This window comes from Rhodococcus sp. YH3-3, assembly GCF_001653035.1.
GTDB classification, from domain to species: Bacteria; Actinomycetota; Actinomycetes; order Mycobacteriales; family Mycobacteriaceae; genus Rhodococcus_F; species Rhodococcus_F qingshengii.
The window spans coordinates 2,536,993-2,556,416 of sequence record NZ_BCWH01000002.1 but is presented as its reverse complement, the minus strand read 5'-3'; the positions used below and the strand labels follow the sequence as shown (position 1 = coordinate 2,556,416).

The 19,424-nt window shown below is 62.1% G+C and carries 3 protein-coding genes; 2 read left to right on the top strand and 1 reads right to left on the bottom strand.

The genetic code is table 11. From position 1 onward, the window contains the following. The first annotated feature begins 67 nt into the window (after nt 1-67). Nucleotides 68-637, top strand: a complete 570-nt coding sequence (locus tag YH3_RS24885) for a DUF5655 domain-containing protein (RefSeq protein WP_064444171.1) — start codon at nt 68-70, stop codon at nt 635-637. Nucleotides 638-987: 350 nt separating this feature from the next. On the opposite strand, the gene YH3_RS24880 is transcribed toward YH3_RS24885, so the two are convergent. Next, nucleotides 988-17,199, bottom strand: a complete 16,212-nt coding sequence (locus YH3_RS24880) for a non-ribosomal peptide synthetase (RefSeq protein WP_064444170.1) — start codon at nt 17,197-17,199, stop codon at nt 988-990. A gap of 192 nt (nt 17,200-17,391) precedes the next feature. Here YH3_RS24880 and YH3_RS24875 point away from each other — a divergent pair, with 192 nt between their 5' ends. After that, nucleotides 17,392-19,251 (top strand): DUF4012 domain-containing protein, encoded by a 1,860-nt coding sequence (locus tag YH3_RS24875; protein ID WP_064444169.1) that lies wholly within the window; start codon nt 17,392-17,394, stop codon nt 19,249-19,251. Nucleotides 19,252-19,424: the final 173 nt, after the last annotated feature.

Sequence of the window (19,424 nt, the reverse complement as noted above, 5' to 3'; positions counted from 1 at the left end):
AGAGAGCAGCGACAACCGGAAGACCAGTGACAACCGGAAGACCAGTGACAACCGGTAGAACAGACACATGGAACCCTCCGACATGATGGCCGCAGTCACCTCGTCCATGCGCGACCGTACCGGGCGCACCCTCGAAGAATGGGTTGAGGCCGTACGGACGTCCGGGGTCGACCCGCTCGATCAGAACGAAGTGCGCAAGTGGCTGAAAGCAGAGCACGGTGTGCCGCAGAATTCGCAGTGGGCAATTGCATTCGAGACTGCCGAACAGTCCGGATGGGTGGAGCCGACCGTCGAGCAATACATCGACCAGCAGTACAGCGGCCCGAAGGCGGCACTGCGGCCGATCTTCGATGCAGCCCGACGTCTGATCGACGAACTCGGAACCGATGTTCGGGTCGAAGGCCGCGGAACCTACACGCCCTTCGTTCGCGCTCGCCAATTCGCCGCCATCACAGCGGCCACCAAGGCCCGAGTCGACCTCGGACTACGTTTTGTCGAGGCCCCCGAATCCGAACTTCTTGTCCCGGCCAAAGCTCCCGGGCAGTCGACCCACAAGATCGGGCTCAGCAGCACCGCAGACGTGAACGACGAAGTCGGATTGCTGACAGCGATCGCGTATCAACAGAACGGCCGGTAGGTCACTCACTCACCGCCACGCAAACGCTCACCGGCAGGCTGCACGAAAGTCCCTGTCCTCCTTGTCGGAGAACAGGGACTTTCTTCACCGCGGGGGAAGGTCGCTGCGACGTGTCAGCTCAGGCCGAAGAGCGCGCCGATGATGGTCCGAGCAGCCTCGAAGAGCGCGTCGACGGACGGAACACCGATTTCAGAGCTGATGGAAAAAAGGGAACCCAACATACGATCCTCCGGAGATAGTTTCTGAATGGCTTACTGCCACAAGGGAAATGATACCGATTCCACTTGCGGAACTGAAGCAAGGGGACCACGGGAGTGACAATTCCGGACCAAAGTCCCGGCCCGTTAGATCTACTGCACCCCAGTATGATTGCGATCCTTCGAATCCGAATCGACACCTTCGAGATAGCCGACGAGAACTTGGGCGACCTCCGCCAACACCTCAGTGCTCGACATTTCCGAGTGGGAGCAGTCGACCAGGTACGCCCGCAACGGCCCCACCAGTTCGGACCACCTTTCGACCAGGTGACGATGTTCAGGCAGATCATGCTGCGCCACAAACAGTTCCACTGACCCGAAATAGTGCCTCGGCGTGTGGTCCCGAACGATTCGCGACAGTTTTTCCACCCGACCCACTACGGATTCGAGTACCGTGTCGGAAAGGAAATCCATACCGGTCTGCCTTCGGATCTCTGTCGCAACGTCTGTGAAAGTCATTGCTGCAGTGTCAGTTTCAACCTCGGATAGCCCGATCTGCGCGAATAGTTCGGAAGGTTTCGGAGCCGCTTGTACCGATGGCATCATCTCCGGTAACAGCGCGTCGAGCATGACAACCGAACCGACCAGATCGCCGGCCTCTTCGAGTTGGCTCGCCATCTCGAGCGCGATCGTTCCGCCGGCAGACCAACCGAGTAGATGGTATTCACCCGATGGCTGCACCGTCCGTACGGCATCGACGTACCCCGACGCCAACTCCGCCACCGTGCCTGGCAATTCACCTGCTCCCGTTGCCTGGATGCCGTACACCCGTCGACCCCGCAGCTGACCGACGAGTCCGGCGTAGCACCAGGCGATTCCGCTGACCGGATGCACACAGAACAACGGCGGCCGTTGGTCATCGGGGTCGCCGCCGAGCATGACGACCGTGTCCAGCGGATCCGAACGAAGCGAATCACCCTCGAAGACATCGGCATGAACGAGATCCATCCGAGAGGCAAGCTCCGCCACAGTTCGGTCGGTGAAAATCCATTGAACCGGGAATTCCCTGTTAAGGCTCTCACGCAAGCGCGTAGCCACTCGAACTGCACCCATCGATGTCCCGCCGAGCTCGAAGAAGTCGTCGTAGCGGCCGACCGATTTCGCGCCGGTCACGCCCTCGAATGCCTGTGCCACGTGACGTTCGGTATCCGAGATGGGTCGATCCACACTCGACCCTGGCTGCGGTGAAGGAGCAGGAAGTGCCGCTGCGTCTATCTTCCCCGAAGCGAGCAACGGTACCTCGCCCACTATCGTCACCGACGAAGGCAGCAGATGCTTCGGCAGCAGGCCGGAGACGAACCCGCGAAGCTCCGATTCCGTCGCCGAACCGTTTTCCGCCAACGTCACATACGAACGGAGCTCAGCGGATCCGTGCCCGTCGTCACAGACAACGGTTACCGAGAAGGCCACTGCTCCATGGCTTGACAGAGCCGCGTCGACCTCCGCCGGTTCCACGCGGACACCCCGCACCTTCACCTGCGCGTCGTTGCGACCCAGGTACTCGAGCGCTCGGTCGTGACGCCTACGACGCACGAGGTCACCCGTGCGATACATCCGAGTCCCCACCGCATGAGGATTGGCAACAAAGCGCTCGGAAGTCAGAGCCGGGGAAGCGACGTACCCCCGTGCCACATTCTCACCGGCGAGGAACAGTTCTCCCGCAACGCCATCCGGAACCGGTCGGAGCCTCTGATCGAGAACAAATGCTGTCGTACCAGGGACTGGAGTGCCGACAGTGACGTCCGCGTCAGTGATCCGTGCGGAAATCGATGCCGCGATCGTTGATTCGGTCGGTCCGTATCCGTTGACGATGCGATGTCGGGGTGACCACGCCGACGCAAGGCGCGCAGAGAGCAGCTCCCCCATCGATTCGACGATCAACGGTTGCACTGCATCCGGATCGACTGTCGCCAGGACCGTCGGCGTCACGATCAGATGTGTTACGTCGGCGGCTATCAGCAGATTCGTGAGTTCTTCTCCCCCGTAGACGAAGTCGGGAGTCAGAATCAGCGTTCCACACCCTGCAGCCGCGAGAAGGATCTCGATCACCGACGCGTCGAAGGTCGACGACGCCAATTGCAGGACTCGGGGGCCACGCTCGAGCTCGGCGATCTCGGCGTGTGCGGTGCAGACGTTCATGATTCCGCGGTGTGAAACCTCCACGCCCTTGGGTCTTCCCGTGGAACCCGACGTGTAGATGACGTAGGCGAGGTTGTCGGGGTGAGCCGGCTTTGCCGATACCTCGGCAGCGCCACCAGCAGTGCGGGATTCGTCCATCGCCACCCACTCGACGCACTCGGGCAAACTCTCGGATGCACCTCCCGCTGTCAAACCGACAACCGAACCGCATTCCTCGACCATCGTCTGCCGGCGCGCTGTCGGCAGCGCCGGATCGAGCGACAGCCACGCTGCGCCTGCACGCGCTACTGCCCACAACGCAACGATCCACAGATGCCCGCGCCCGAGCGCAACGGCCACCACGTCGTCGGGTCCGATTCCTCGGACCACCAACTCGCGTGTCCAGTGCGACGACTCCTCGTGCAGGTCGCGGTAAGTCCAGCGTCTGCCGTTCTCTTCCAGCGCGACGCCGTCGGGCGCCTGACGCAGAGCGCGTTCGAAAATGTCGGCAATCGTCAGAGGTTCGACGTGGCGAGGATTCGCAGCAGTCAGCGCCGAGCGTTCGAGTCCGGACAGCAGTTCGATCTCCCCGATCACAATCTCGGGTTCCGCGGTCACTGATTCGGCGATACGTCTCACCCGCTGCATGAACAGTTCCGCGGTCGACTCGCGGAACTTGTCCGTCGCATACAGCAATCGAATAGTCAGACTGTCACCGGTGTCGACCAGGTCCCACGTCAAGTCGTAACCGGTCGACGCCCCTGAATTGTCGATGTCGAAGACGGTAATGCCGTCGATCTGCGGCAACTCCAGCGCTCGCCGGTACGCCAGCATGACCGTGAACAGCGGATGCTCGTTCATCCTGCGCGGCGGATCGACCTTCGCAACGACGTCGTCGAACGAGACGTCCGCGTTCGCCATTGCTTCCAGATCGACACGGCGAACCTCGTCCAGAACAGCAGCGAAGCGATCGGTGGAGTTGATCCTCGTGCGCAATGCGACAGTACCCACCATCATTCCGGCGACGCTCAGCAGCGCCGGATCGTTCCGCAGACTCACAGCTGCTCCCACCACGACGTCGTCCGTGACGCACTCGCGAGCGAGCAGCACGGCAATCACGCTGTGGACGACCATGAATACCGTGACGCCATGCGAACGAGCCAACGCCGACAACGCGTCGTAGGTGGCGCCGTCGAGGACTTCCGTCACCATCTCCTCGGATCGTGAAGACACGGGACTCCGGGGGTTGTCGACGGGTAGAGCCAACACATCCTCGACGCCACAAAGTGCGTCCGACCAATAGTCGAGTTGCCGGTGAGCCATGCTGAGAGAATCCTCGGGGTCACCCAAGCTCTCTCTCGCCCAGAAACTGTAGTCGCCGTAGCTGATCTCCCCCGACGAGCGATCCCAGGGAAGACCTGCCGACCTGGCCTCGAAGGCTGCCACGAAATCGGTCAGGATCGGGCCCATCGACGCTCCGTCGATCGCGATGTGGTGAACAACGATGACCAGGACCGTCAGTCCTGCAGAGTCGACTCCTGCCTTTTCGGCGAACACACGCACACGGAACGGAACATCTCGTTCGAGATCGAACGGCACAGTCGCGAATGCCGAAGCGCTCGCACGGATATCGCCGACGTGTACCGCAGTGAGATCGAATGCAACAGAGTCCATTTCAAGTTGTTGCGGACCGAATTCACCCGGAACACAGACAGTTCGCAATACGGCATGGTGATCGACGACGTCGCCGAGCGCGCTGCTCAAGACCGAACGATCGATGTCGTCTGCCAGGACCGCTGCAAACGTCAGGTTGTACGCAGTCGATTCCGGCTGAAGCTGATTGATCAGCCAGAGTCGTTGTTGCGAGGGCGCCAGCGGGGCCGGCTTGCCGGGATCACGTCGAGTCAGTTCGCGGCGTTTGCCATCGGACGCGCTCGCCGACAGCCACTGAGACATCGCTCGCGGCGACGGATTGTCGAAGACGGCGCGAACAGGCACATCTCGCGCGAAGATCGAGGCGAGTCGACCTGCCACCGCTGCCGCAGCCAACGAATCACCACCTGATTCGAACAGGTTGTGCAGAGCGCCGAAACTTCCGGACACGTGTTCCGACATGACAGCGGTGACGAGTTCCTCCGAAACCGTCACTGCTGCATCGGGCGCCTGGCTCTCGAACACATGGCGCCGCAACGCATCTGCGTCCAGTTTTCCGTTCGTCGTGAGCGGGATCGACTCCAATACGACCACGCGGCCGGGCATCAGATACGCAGGCAACATCGCGGCCAACTCGATTGTCAGCTGATCCGCCTCCACACCATCGCCGACCGCGCACGCAACGGCGATGTCGTCGACGAGGACAACCGCCGCAGCCTCGACGCCCGTGCACCGACGCAGAGCTGATTCGATTTCGGCGGGCTCGACGCGGATTCCTCGCACGCTCATCTGACGGTCGGAGCGTCCGACGAATCCGAGCCTGTCATCCGTGCGGCGATGAACCAGATCACCGGTCCGATAACGGCGGTGCCCGCCGGATGCTGCGATGAACGACGTGGCGGTGCCGGCAGGATCTCCGGCATAGCCCATCGCAAGCCCGGGCCCGCTGACGTACAACTCACCGATCCCGGCCCACGGCACCGGACGCAGTCGCGTATCGAGCACCTCTGCACCGATTCCGGCGAGCGGGACTCCGATGGTGACCCGATGATCCACCTCGGCGACAGTGGTGACCACCGTGCATTCCGTCGGTCCGTACGCATTGAGCATTCGCGCGCGGCGACTCCACGCACGCGCGGTGGAAGGTGAGAGCACATCGCCACCGACTGCCACCACCTCGAGCGAATCGAACCGCTCTGGAGCCATCGTGTCGAGTACGGCTGGAGTGGACAACATGTGAGTGACGCCGCGTTCTGCGACGAATTCTTCGAGTGCCCTTCCGCCGAAAGCCTCCCGAGGAGCGACCGCCAAGGTAGCCCCGGCGCCGATCGCCAACATCATCTCGAGGATTGCTGCATCGAACGTCGGTTTGTAACCGTGCAGCACAACCGAGTCCGAGGTCACGCCGTACTTGCGGACAGCATCGTCGGTCAGCAGGCCCAGTCCTCGGTGGGTGACTGCAACGCCTTTCGGTTCACCGGTCGACCCGGACGTGTGAACAACGTACGCGACTGAATCCGGATACTGCCGACCGGGAACAGGGCTGCGATCGGAGAGGACTGTGCGCAGCTGCTTCAGACGTGCCGGTGGCAGGTCGGGGTCGATCGGCACGAATGCCGCTCCCGTTTTCGAGATCGCCAACATTCGGACCAGGTACGCGATAGTCCGCACCGCCGGAATCTCGTACACGGCACCCGGTCCTGCTCCCCGAGCCACCAGTTCCCAGGCTTGGGCATCCGAGGCAGAGTCGAGTTCGGCATACGTCACCGTGCGGTGTCCGTCGTCGAGAGCAATGTTGTTCGGGAATCGCGCCGCGGTGGCGGCGAAGATCTCGGTCAGTGTGCGGGACGAATCGACCTCGGCAGCAGTCCAACTGGGCGCCGCGCCCACCACGAGATCCGAAACGAGTACTGGTACATCCTCGGCAATCGAGGTGAGCACTCTCGACAGCTGTCGGGTAACCGCGTCGGCGCTCGAAGGATCGAATGCGCTCGCGGCATAGATGAGCGCTCCGGTCAATGAACCGTCGTCAGCGGGTGCGAGCGAGACATGCATGGGGAACTTCGTTGTCGCGGTCTCGATTTCGCGAGCCTCGATCGTGAGGCCGGAAACCTCCACGGCAGGGATCGCGAAGTTCTGCAGACCCAGCGCAATCTGGGGAGTTCGTCCACCGAGCAGCTCACCAACCAACTCGGCAGGAACAGAGCTGTTTTCGAACGCTGCCACATCAGCATCGAAAGCTGCACCCAACAGAAGATCGATCGGCACGTCCCCGTCGATCCGAAGGCGAAGAGGCACCGTATCCACGAACATGCCGACCACGCCGTCGAGCTGAGGCGCCCGCCGTCCGTCGACAGCTGTCGCGATCACGACATCGGGATTTCCACTCAGCTTGGCAAGCACCACCGACAACGCCGCATGAACCACCGCGAACAGCGAGACCTTCAATCGGTCGGCTCGCGCCTGCAGTGCCGAGGTGATGACGGCTGGTATCACGAAGTTCACTCGCTGCGCTATGGTATCCGGCCCGCCATCGGAGTGATCCACCGTCAGCGGAGACACAGATGTCACACCGTCCAGCGTTCGGCGCCAGAACTGCTCGACGCCAGGGGAAACGTCACGTGCTGCCTCCCACGCGGCAAAATCCCCGTACTGGATCGGCAACGGAGACCATTGCGAATCCAGTCCAGCTCGTCGCTTGCCGTACGCGGTCAGCAGGTCGCCGACCACCGTTCGCATCGACACCCCGTCGACTGCGATGTGATGAAAGCTCACTGCCAGAGCGTGCCTGACCGGTGACACCTGGAGCAGCATCCAGCGCACCGGCAGGTCTGCCGCTACATCGAAACCACGCGAGCCGAACTCTCGCAGCAGCACCTCGACCTCGATGTCGGCGACCAGCCGCGTTTCCATTGTCACGGAGGTCGGAGGATCCACGACCTGAACCGGTGGAGTGCCCGGATACCGGGTTCTGAGGACATCATGACGACCGACAAGATCCGTTGCTGCCTGACGCAGCGCCGCCGCGTCGAGTTCACCGTCGATCTCGATGCAGATCGGCAGGTTGTACGCGCCGCTCGCCGTGTTCCGCTGATTCAGTACCCACATCGCACGCTGGTTTCGTGACAGGGGTGCGGGCGTGGGGTCGCGGCGCGGTTCCAGTCGGACAAGATCGGTCACCGAGTCGTTCTGCTCGAGCGAATCGAGCCGGGCTGCCAACGCCGCAACTGTTGGATGCTCGAATACGGTCCTGAGCGGAACAACCAGCCCCAGAGTACTACTCAAGAGCGAGGTAACCTCCGCGGCCGACAGCGAGTTGCCCCCGAGCGAGAAGAAGTCTGCGTCGCGGTCGTCCTCATTCCCACCGAGGACGGAACCAAAAGCTCCGGCTACAACACGTTCGGTGGCGGTGGCCGGCCCCTCTGCACGGGAAGCATCCAGTGTCGGAGACGGGAGACGGGCGAAGTCGACCTTGCCGTTCCGCATCGGAAGCTCGCCCTCGATGTCGACGATGGCATGCGGAACCATGTACGTCGGAAGGACTTCTGCGGCGGCAGCGCGAAGTTGACCAGTGTCAACTCTTTCGGCACCTGAACTTCTCACGTAGGCGACCAACAGAGGACTTCCACCTTCGGCCGACCGAACCCCGACGACACAGAAGTCGACGTTCGCGACAGACTGAATGACTGCCTCGATCTCACCCGGTTCGATCCGGACACCGTTGACCTTCACCTGCACGTCGGTTCGCCCGAGATAATGCAGGCGATACGTATTTCCCTCGGATTTGGGGCTTTCCGGCTTCCACATCACCAGGTCGCCGGTCCGGTACATCCGGGCGCCTGAACCGGTTGCCACGAATCGTTCCGCAGTTCGGGCCGGTTGGCCGGCGTAACCGCGAGCGAGCATTCGACCTGAGAGATACAGTTCGCCGGCGACTCCCGGCGGCACCGGTTCGAGTCGATCATCGAGCACGACGGCGTCGACCCCGGCCAGTGGATACCCGATCGATCCGTCGTGAGTGTCACCCGACAGTTGTTCGATCGACAGTGGTTCGGTAGCAAGCGAATACATCGTCGACTCGGCAGGTCCGTATCCGTTGATGACTCGGCGTCCGGCTTGCCAGCGCTTCGCCAACGCGCCGCCGAGTCGCTCGCCCCCGAACATCACCGTGGAAAGGTCCGGCAGCGAAGGATCGCCGATCGAGGCGACGACAGTAGGTGTGGCGCACAGATGAGTAATTCGCTCGCGCCTCAGTGCTGATGCGAGTCCCGAGCCGAACAGTTCTTCGTTCTTCGCCAGAACGAGCGTGGCCCCGGACGCACTCGCGATGAGCACCTCGAGCAACGTCATGTCGAATCCTGGCGCTCCGCGATGGAATACGCGAGAACCTGGCCCAGCCGAGAATCGACCGGGCCGGTCTTCGGCGATCACACCGAGCCCGCCGTTGGTCACGACCACAGCCTTGGGGGTTCCGGTCGTTCCTGACGTGAAAACTACGTAGGCCGCCAGGTTCTCGGAATATTCGCGCACCGAGTCGGTGACTTTCTCACCACCAGCGTCTTCAGCACCAGCGTCTTCACCACCAGCGTTGCGGCCGCCGATCGCTCCGGTGCCCAGTGTGTCGAGGACATCGCGTACTCGCGCCTGCGGCTGTTCCGGGTCCGTCAATGCCGGAGCTGCACCGACCTTCGCGATTGCCCACAGTTGCACGATCGACGCAATCGACCGATCTGCAGTCCAAGCAGCGACCTGGTCGACTCCAACTCCCCGGGAGCGCAACTCGTCGGCTGCGACATCCGACTGGGCATCGAGTTCCCGGTAAGTCAGTGTGTTGCCCTCACCCTCGACCGCCACAGCGTCCGGGGCGGATTCGACGCCGAAGCGCAGCATGGAGGCAAGTGTCGTACCGGAAAGTCGAGATCGATCAGGCCGGTCGACCGCGCCGTGTGCGGGGACGAGAAGAGCTCGTTCCGCACTGTCCAACAGGTCGATTTGCCCTACGGCGACATTCGGGTCGACAGACACTTGATTCAGGAAGCGCTCGAACCGGCCCGCAAAGCTCGATACCGTCAGATCATCGAATAGATCAGCGTTGTAGACGAATTCGAGACCGAGTTCGCCCCCGACCCCCTCGTCCGTGACGTTGACCTGCAGATCGAAATTTGCGTGCCTGACTTCAGGAGCAATCTGTGTGATGTCCAGCCCTGGTATCGACCACGCGGCGGTCTCAGCAGTTCGGAACGAGAGCGCCACCTGGAACAACGGATGTCGCGAACGCGATCGCGGTGGGTCGATCAGATCGACCAGCGATTCGAAGGGCATCTCTGCGTGCGCGAACGCCGCTACGTCACGCTGACGAACCTGCTCGACCAACCGGCCGAACGAGTTCGACGGATCGACTTCGGTTCGAAGAACCATCGTGCCGGCAAACATGCCGACCAGCTCGTCGAGTTCAGGTGTGACGCGTCCGGACACAACAGTGCCGACAGCTACGTCATCGCTACCGTTGTACCTCGCCAACAGCGCCGCGAGAGCGGCGTGTACAACCATGAACATGGTCGCGTTGTTCGATCGTGCGAGTGTCTGAAGGCCCGTTCGTACCGAACCTGAGATCTCCACCCGACAGCTCGACGCACGGGCGAACGTCGAACGTGGACGATCGAGGGGAAGCGTCACCTGCTCGGGAAGTCCTTCGAGAGCCTGCATCCAGTAGCTGCGTACCGTCTCGGGAATCCCCGATTCCCTTTGCCATGCACTGTAATCGGAGTATTCGAGCGCGAGCGGCGACCACTGCGGAGCGTGCTGCGCCGAGCGGGCGATGTACGCCGCAGTGAAGTCGCGGACCAACAATTCGAGTGATCGAGCGTCGGCGGCAATGTGATGGACGACGACAGCCAGGATGTGCTCGACAGGTGAAACCTGGAGAAGTGCCGCACGTACGGGCGGATCAACGGTGACATCGAAGCCCGAACCCACCAGTTCTGCTACACAATTCTCGGCGTCGCCGCCGTCGAGTGCCTCGAGCTGAAAGGCCGGAAGCGCATCCTCGGCGTCGAGCACCGTCTGAACCGGGCCGCCGCCGACAACCGGGTACACGGTCCGCAGAGTGCGATGGCGATTGATCACGTCACGAATTGCCAGTTCGGCCGCAACCACGTCCAGCTCGCCTGCCAAGCGCAGCACGATCGGGATGTTGTATCCGGCGGAGTCTGTATCCAACTGATTCAGAATCCACATTCGATGCTGGGAAGCTGACAGGTGCACTTCCGTGTTGTCCGAACGAGGCCCCAAGGACACGTCAGACGCGTGCTCCGCGCCGGTTCGCCCTACACCTATCCGCGCAGCAGCGATGTCTGCGAGCTGATCGACGGATGGGTGCTCGAACACATCGCGGACGTCGAGGTTACAGCCCAGGGCGGAGTTCAGACGCGACGAAAGACGAGTGGCGATCAAGGAATTGGCGCCTTGATCGAAGAGGTTCCGGACCGGATCGACATGCGGAACTTCCATCAAATCGCTCAGAATGGCTGCGACTGTCTGCTCGAAGAAGTCTCGCGACTGCCGAGTCGGCTGCGTGAGAGACACCGGGGTCGGCAACGATGCTCGGTCGATTTTGCCGTTGATCGTGACCGGTAATGACGCGAGCGCCATCAAAGCCGACGGAACCATGTGCGCGGGCAGCAACGAACGAGCAGTCCGCAAGACGCCGTCGAGGTCGTGTCCGCTCCCCGGGGTGATGTAACCGACCAAAGTCGGCCCGCCGTCGAGTTCTCTCACCACTACCGCGGCCTGCTCCACCGACGTGTGAGCCAACAGCGCGGATTCGACCTCGCCCGGTTCGATGCGGTAACCGCGCAGTGCCATCTGACCGTCGGCGCGGCGAACATATTCGAGTCGGCCGGCTCGCCAACGGACCAGATCGCCGCTGCGGTACATCCGTGATCCATCGAATCCGGGTTCAGGCACGAATCGCGAAGACGTCATCGCGGGTCGACCCAAGTAGCCTTCGGCCACCTGCGGACCCGCAACATACAGTTCGCCGACAGATCCCGGAGGGACGGGCTTCAACGACGCGTCCAGTACGTAGCTGCGCAACCCTGGTAGTGGGGACCCGATCGGCGAGACAGTCTCGTCACCGGGGACAAGATCGAAACTGGTGACATGGACTGTGGTTTCGGTGATTCCGAACATGTTGACGCCCCGCACGTCCGGGTGCCGATCGAACCAAGCCTCCACGCGCCCGGCGTCGAGGCGATCACCGCCGAAAACAATCGTCCGGAGCGGAAGCAGCATTTCCTGCGTGACTTCCGCCAACGCATAGAAGGCGGCCGGGGTCTGATTGAGAACGGTCACTCGTTCCCGCACAATCAGATCCGCGAATCTTTCGGGTGAGCGCGCGACATCACCGTCCACGATCACGAGGGATCCGCCAGTGGTCAACGAACCCCACATCTCCCAGACCGAGAAGTCGAATGCGTACGAATGAAACATCGTCCATACGTCTTCGGCGTTGAAGTCGAAGATCTCTCGGGTCGAGGCGAGCAGCGCCAACACGTTGTCCTGAGACACCACTACGCCTTTGGGAGCTCCAGTTGATCCGGAAGTGTAGATCACGTAGGCGGCGGACTCCGACTGTGCAACGGGCCAGTCGGCCGTAGCGTCAGTCGTCTCGTCCACGAAGATGACAAGTTGCTCGTACCCAACGAACCGCCCAGCAGATTCGTCCGTCGACAGAATCGCTTTCGGGCCTGCATCGGCAAGTACGTAGTGGATACGAGCGTCGGGATACTGCAAGTCGATCGGTACGTACGTCGCGCCCGCGCGAACGACAGCGATGATGGCTACGACGAGGTCGACCGATCGAGGCAGGGCGACCGCCACGCGATCACCGACTCGAATTCCTCGATCGATCAAGACAGCGGCAAGGCCCTCCGAACGAACTCGCACCTCTTCATAGGTGAAACGAGTATCGCCACTCGACACCGCGATTGCATTCGGATGCCGGGCTGCGACGGCCCCGAAGAGGTCAGGCAGCGACTGCGCGACAATCGACGGCGCCGGCACCCGAGCCGACAATTCTTCGCGTTCCGCAACACTGAGAACATCGATGTCACGCAGCATGATTGACGAGTTCTCGGTAATCGAGCCACACACTCGACGAAGCCGCTCGACCCAGCTCTGCACGGTGCCTGCATCGAACAGATCGGCGGCATATCGGAAAGTGCCGCGAACACCGCTCGCGTCGCCGTCAATCGTACGATCCTCGCGCACAGTCACTTCGAGGTCGAAGCGAGGGTGGACCGGAGGTAGCGGAGTGCCGTGCGCCGTCAAAGTTCCCATCGCGATCGCGGAGTCGGGCGCTACCGGATCGACAGCGAGAACCACTCTGAGGAAGGAATTCTTCTCACCTACGCCCCCACCGACCGCACGGTCGACCACCCAGTCGAACGGAACGTCGGCATTGGACAGGGCCGCCACATCAACCTCGCGCACCTGAGTCAAGAACTCACCGAACGTGTCTCCGCCGCGAAGGAGCGTTCGCAGCGCGACGGTCCCGACGAACATACCGACGACACCGTCGAACGAAGGATGCGTTCGTCCGGAGGTCGGGGTCCCGATGACCACATCGGACGCACCGGTGATCTTGCTCAGTGCGATCGAAAGGCAGGCGTGCAACACCATGAAGGTTGTGCAGTCGTGCGCGCGAGCGATCTCGTTCAGCGCCGCATGGATGGGTGAGGGCAACTCGAACGTCACGTCCCGAGCCGACGACGGTTGGTCCGGCCGGCGGGATCTGTCCACGGGAAGCGCAAGAGTCGGATCAACACCGGCGAGTGTGTCGGACCAGAATTCCAGCTGGCGTCCTGCCAAGCTCTGTGGATCCGCGGGATCACCGAGAATGGTTCTGTGCCAAGCGGAATAGTCGCGGTAGTCGAGAGCGGGCGAAGGCCAGATCGGCGACCGTCCGTCGGCGCGAGCGTCGTACGCCGCGACGAGGTCCGAGACGATCGTCGCGAACGAAAGGCCGTCCAGGGCGATGTGATGGGCAACCACGGTCATGCGGTGGTCGGCGTCGCTGCCGGAGGCGAGGATCAAGCGAAGAGGCGCATCGGTCGCCAGGTCGAAACCCGCCGCAACCAAATCCGCTGACGCAGCCTCGTAATCCTCGGACGCAACCTCGATCAGAGTCACCGGAGTCGCGGTCGCAACCTGGATCGGCCACGCATCGTGATTCTGGTCGAACGAGAAAACAGTACGCAAGACGAGATGGCGATCGGTCAGGTCACCTACCGCCGCCCTCATCGCCTCGATATCCAGAGCACCACTGAACGCGACCTCGAACGCAATGTTGTACGCCGACGACTGGGGATCCAGACGGTTGAGTAACCACAGGCGTTGTTGCGCCGGTGCGATTTCCACGACGAGGTCGTCCGAAATGCGTTGGGGTTCCACCATCCACTCCGCCCGCCCCGCACGGATTACCCGGGCCAGGCGCGCCGGCGTCGGGGCACCGAACACGTCCCTGACACCAACCCGTCTTCCGAGAGCGGAACTCACTCGCGCGGCAACATACACGGCGTCGAGTGAACTACCGCCCCAGGCGAACAAGTCGGAGTGCGGTCCGAGAACTCCGACGCCGAGGACCTCGGCCATCACCGAGGCAATCAATTCCTCGTCGTACTCGATCGGACGGTTGACCGCCGCGCGCTGCTCGGCCGGCGCGGACGACGCCGGTTCAGGGAGCGCTGAACGGTCAGTCTTTCCATGGCTCGTGACGGGCAATGCTGCCAAAATAGTCACCGAACTCGGCAGCATGGAACGAGGAAGTCGGGTAGCCAGATGATCGAGCACCATCGTCTGGCTCAACGGATGAGCTGCACCTTCGGCCACGGTCACATACGCCGCAAGCGACCCGGATCGCTCGACCACCGCTGCTTGCGCAACGCCGGGAGTCGACAGGAGCACAGCCTCGATCTCGCCCAGTTCGACGCGTACTCCACGGATCTTGACTTGTTGATCAGAGCGACCCAAGAACTCGAGTTGACCGGCATCGTTCCATCGCACGACATCCCCGGTGCGGTACATGCGCTCGCCGGCACCAGTGGCACCAAAGGGCGCCGCTACGAAACGCTCCGAGGTCAGCGTCGCGGAAAGATACCCGCGCGCCAGTCCTGGTCCCATCACGTACAGCTCACCCACGGCGCCGACCGGAGTCGGACGCAACCACGAATCCAACACCACAGCGGCAACGCCGTCGATCGGACGCCCGATCGGAGTATCACCGCCAGGCTCGAGTGGCTCGCTCATGAATGCCGCGACGGTCGCTTCACTGGGGCCGTACGAATTCACGATGTCGACGTGACTCGACCACGCATCCACTAGCGCTCCCGGCGGTCGCTCGCCGCCGACGTTCAGGACTCGAAGTTCCGGCAAAGCCCGAGGATCCATCGTCAACGGAACCGATGGCGTCGAGTTCAGGTGCGTGACACCTTCGAGCCGCAAATAGTCTTCGAGGTCCACTCCGCCGATCAATCCGGGAGGAACGATCACTGCGGTCGCGCCGCAGCCGTGTGCAAGCAGAATCTCGAGGATCGCCACGTCGAACGATGTGTTTGCAAGGAGCGCGACGCGGGAGGAACTATCGATGTTCAGACGCCGTGCGTGAGAACGCAGCAACGGCACAATGCCTCGGTGCGTGACCGCGACACCCTTCGGTCGCCCGGTAGAACCAGAGGTGTAGACCACGTAGGCGGTGTCGTCCAGAGACAGGTCGGCGATAGATGAACCCGCCCCCACGCGTCGATCCACCGGACCTTCGACGGTCTCGTCTTCCCTGGGGTTGACGACGCAGACCCAAGCCGGCACGTTCACGAGTTCGCCACCGACCACAACGGACACGTCGGCGTCGTCGAGAATGAAAGCGACACGCTCGGAGGGTGTTTGAGGATCCACGAAGAGAAGGGCAGCACCAGCCCGCACTACTGCATGAAATGCAACTACGGAATCGGTCGAGCGCCCGGTGAGGATCCCGACGACGTCGCCTCGTCCGACTCCGTTCTCCACGAGCAAGGCGCAGAGTGCATCCGCGCGAGCGCCGAGCTGGTCGTAAGTGACGTCCACACCTTGCTCGCGGATCGCGACGGCACTCCCCTGCCCTGCGCCGCCTCTGATGACCGAATCGAGCGTCGCGAATCCGTCCGTCCGCGGACCTAGCGCAGGGACCAGATCCTTCACTTCATCCGTCGAGAGGATGGGGAGGTCACCGAGCGCACGGGTAGCCGAGTCGAGGAACCCCTCGAGTAGCCGAACGAACTGACGATGATGCATCGCCAAGTCACGTTCGCTGTAGAGGTGCGGATTGGCTTCGAAGGAAAGGCGAACGTTCTCCCCCGCGATCGACGGATAAATGCTGAAGAACAGGTCTTCGGTGGGTCCGGATGTGAGGACGTGAAATTCGCCGACGACGTCACCGAGCCGAATCGCTTCGTGAAACATCATGACGTTCACGGCCGGGCCCGCCGCCTCACGGGATCCGCCCTGACCCTCCTGGAAGCCCATGTCCTCGTAGCGGAATCGCTGGTGGCGTAGCGCACCGGTCATTTGAACCGAGATCTGACGCACCAGTTCTCGTGGCGACAGATCCCGTTCGAGTTGCGCACGAACAGGCACGATGTTGGACAGCATCCCACCTGAACGTTTCGACGTCGCCGTGGTGCGGCCGGACACCGGCAAGCTGAGGACTACGTCATCGGAATCAGTCATGCGACCGAGATAGGACGCGAATGCACCGACGAGGACCGCCACCTCGGAGGTAGTCCACTCGGTCGCGACATCCGAAAGCTGTTTTGCAAGAGTTGGATTCAGTGTCCGCACCATCATGCGCTGCGGCATGGACGTCAGGCCGGCGCCGTCGGCGAGGCGAACCGGGCGGGGCAGGCCTTCGGACATCTCCGTCCAGTACTGCTCGTCCGATCGATACCGCGACGAGGATCGGTAATCGACGTCGAGGTCATGCAGTGCACGTACCCCGAGACCACCGAAAGGAGTCAGCGTCTTGCCATGAACCAGATGCGAATAGCGCTCGGCCACCCGAGCGGTGAGTGTCATCGCCGCATGTCCGTCGAGCACGAGGTGATGGGCGTGCGAGTACCAGTAGTAGTGCTCATCTGCCAGGTGAAGCAAGGTTGCCGAGATCAGGCGGTCAGACATCACGTCAAGTGGCCGTGAGTATTCCGCTGTCATCCACTCGTTCGCGCGCTGAACCGGGTCGCGGTCGCTGCGTAAGTCGAGGTATGCGAGATCGTCGACGATCGAATGATCGACGACCTGTGCCGGCTCGGCATCGGTAGCGACGAGGCGAACGAACGGCGACTCCAATTCATGACATGCCGTATTCGTTGCCTCGATCAGCGCGTCGACGTCAACCGGTCCGCGTAGTTCCACGTACTGAGCCACCACGAACGGAGTTGACGGACTCAATTGCTGCGCGAACCACAGCGCGAGCTGAGCCCGAGACAACGGAAAAGCACTCAACCCGTCACCTCACATTTCACCAGCCTTGTTTTTCACGAACGTTCGGTGGCTGATCACGTGAATCCATGGGAGCGAACACCACGAACGGCCGAACCGAACCCTACTGTCTCGTCTAAGTTTTCACCACTGGGCCAACACTGCTAGACATGTCGACGCAGCTTTCACGCACTCAAACGTCAGGAGCTTCAGCGGATGAACAACGACACGGTGGGACCAAAGTCCGACGACGATTCCGGGGCTGAACCGAGCGGCTCCAACACCATCCCACCGAGGGGCCCGGAGCGCGAAACCAAGGGGGCGGCCGCTTTTCTCCGAAGCCGTAGAACGGCAGTCGCGATCACCGCAACGACGCTGGTAGTGGGCGGTTTCGTGGCATGGCTCGGGTACACGGCATACGAAGCGAAAGACAACCTGGAGGCGGCTCGCGACCACGCACAGTCGGCGAAGAGCGCTCTCCTGGCCGGAGATACGGGAGTCGCAGAGTCTGCCGCGGCGGAAGCCGATCGCGAAGCATCGGCCGCATACGACAACACCCATTCACTCCCCTGGAACATCACCGCCGCAATTCCCGTCATCGGGTCGCCGTTCGAGTCGACGCGCCAGATGACCGAGGTCGTTCAGGGGCTTACGCGTGACGTTCTCGGCCCTGCCGTGACTACCGGAACTTCACTCGCACCAACGGAATTGGTGCAGCCCGGTGGGCGCTTGGCACTCGCACCGTTACGCGAAGCGGAACCGAAACTGGCCGAAACAGCTATCGCCGCGGAATTGCTGTCGTCGCAGGCACAGGAAGTTCCCGAATCGAAGTACCTGGGCCGAGTTAACGATGCCAGAGCAGAATTACAGTCGCAGACAAGCGAACTAGCTACCCTCCTGACGAACACCGCCACCGCGGCGCGCATCGCACCGGCGATGCTCGGCACCGACGGACCGCGCAACTACTTCATCGGTTTCCAGACCAATGCGGAAGCGCGAGGAACCGGCGGCCTGTTGGGTGGATACGGCATCGTCCGAGTCGACAACGGCGCCGCTCGGGTGGACACACTCTCCCCCAACTCCGAACTAACACTGGACAATCAACCGATAGACCTTGGTCCTGACTTCAACCAGCTGTACGGAAACAGTCGACCGACCACCGATTCTCGCAACAGCAACCTCAGCTCGCACTTTCCCTACGCAGCGCAGATCTGGCAGTCCCTGTGGTCACAGGAGTCCGGGGGTGAGATGGTCGACGGTGCGATAGCGACCGATCCGATCGCCCTGAGTTACATCCTCGAAGCGGTAGGACCGATCAAGATGCCCGACGGAGAGTCGGTCACCGCCGACAACGTCGTGGAACTGACCGAGTCGACTGCGTACGCTCGCTTCCCTTCCGACAACAAGGCACGAAAGCAGTATCTGCAGACAATCGCAGCTCGTGTCGTGGAGAAGATGACCGGGAACATCAAGTCGCCGAGCGCACTGCTGGAAGCTCTGGGCAAGGGCGTCAGCGAGGGCAGAATCGCCGTGTGGAGCTCTCACCCCGACGAACAATCGGTTCTTGCCGACACCGTCCTCGGGCACACCATTCCCGATGATGCGGCTCCGTATGCCGGTGTGGTGATCAACAACCAAGCCGGCAACAAGCTCGACTACTACCTCACACGAGAAATCGACTACACAGCCCAGACGTGCACCGGCGACACCCGAAAGACAACGGTCACCGTTCGACTGACCAACAACGCGCCCGACGCCGACCTGACCGAATATGTCAGCGGGATCGTCGACAACCCCGGACGACTGCCCAATGGCACCAATGTGGCTGCAGTCACTCTGCTTGCGACAGCCGGCGCCAAACTCGATGCCGTCTCCGTGGGTGGACAGATTTCGTTTGCCGTCAACGGAACTGAACAGGGTCACCCGGCCTACATGACCAGGGCCGTCATTCCGCAAGGCCAGACGGTTGAGCTGAAGTTCGATCTGACCGAGCCCACAGCCGAGGGCGAAGCTCGCGTACCGGTCCAGCCGCTTGTCGACGACCCGAAGATTACCGTCGACGTTCCTAGCTGCTGAGCTTGACCGGCAAACGTCGACGAGGCCCCTGGCATGTCGCCGTTTGTCGGGCTCGTGAACTTTCAGCAGATTTGAAACTTTGCCAAAGGCTAGCCTATGCTTCCTGACGCGCCTGGAACCGGCCGTCGGCTGCGATCCGTCGGAGTCTCACTCCTCGGCGCATCGACAACGGA

Coding starts and splice junctions, on each gene's coding strand:
- YH3_RS24885 (WP_064444171.1), top strand. CDS start 68: ATGGAACCCTCCGACATGATGGCCGCAGTCACCTCGTCCATGCGCGAC.
- YH3_RS24875 (WP_064444169.1), top strand. CDS start 17,392: ATGAACAACGACACGGTGGGACCAAAGTCCGACGACGATTCCGGGGCT.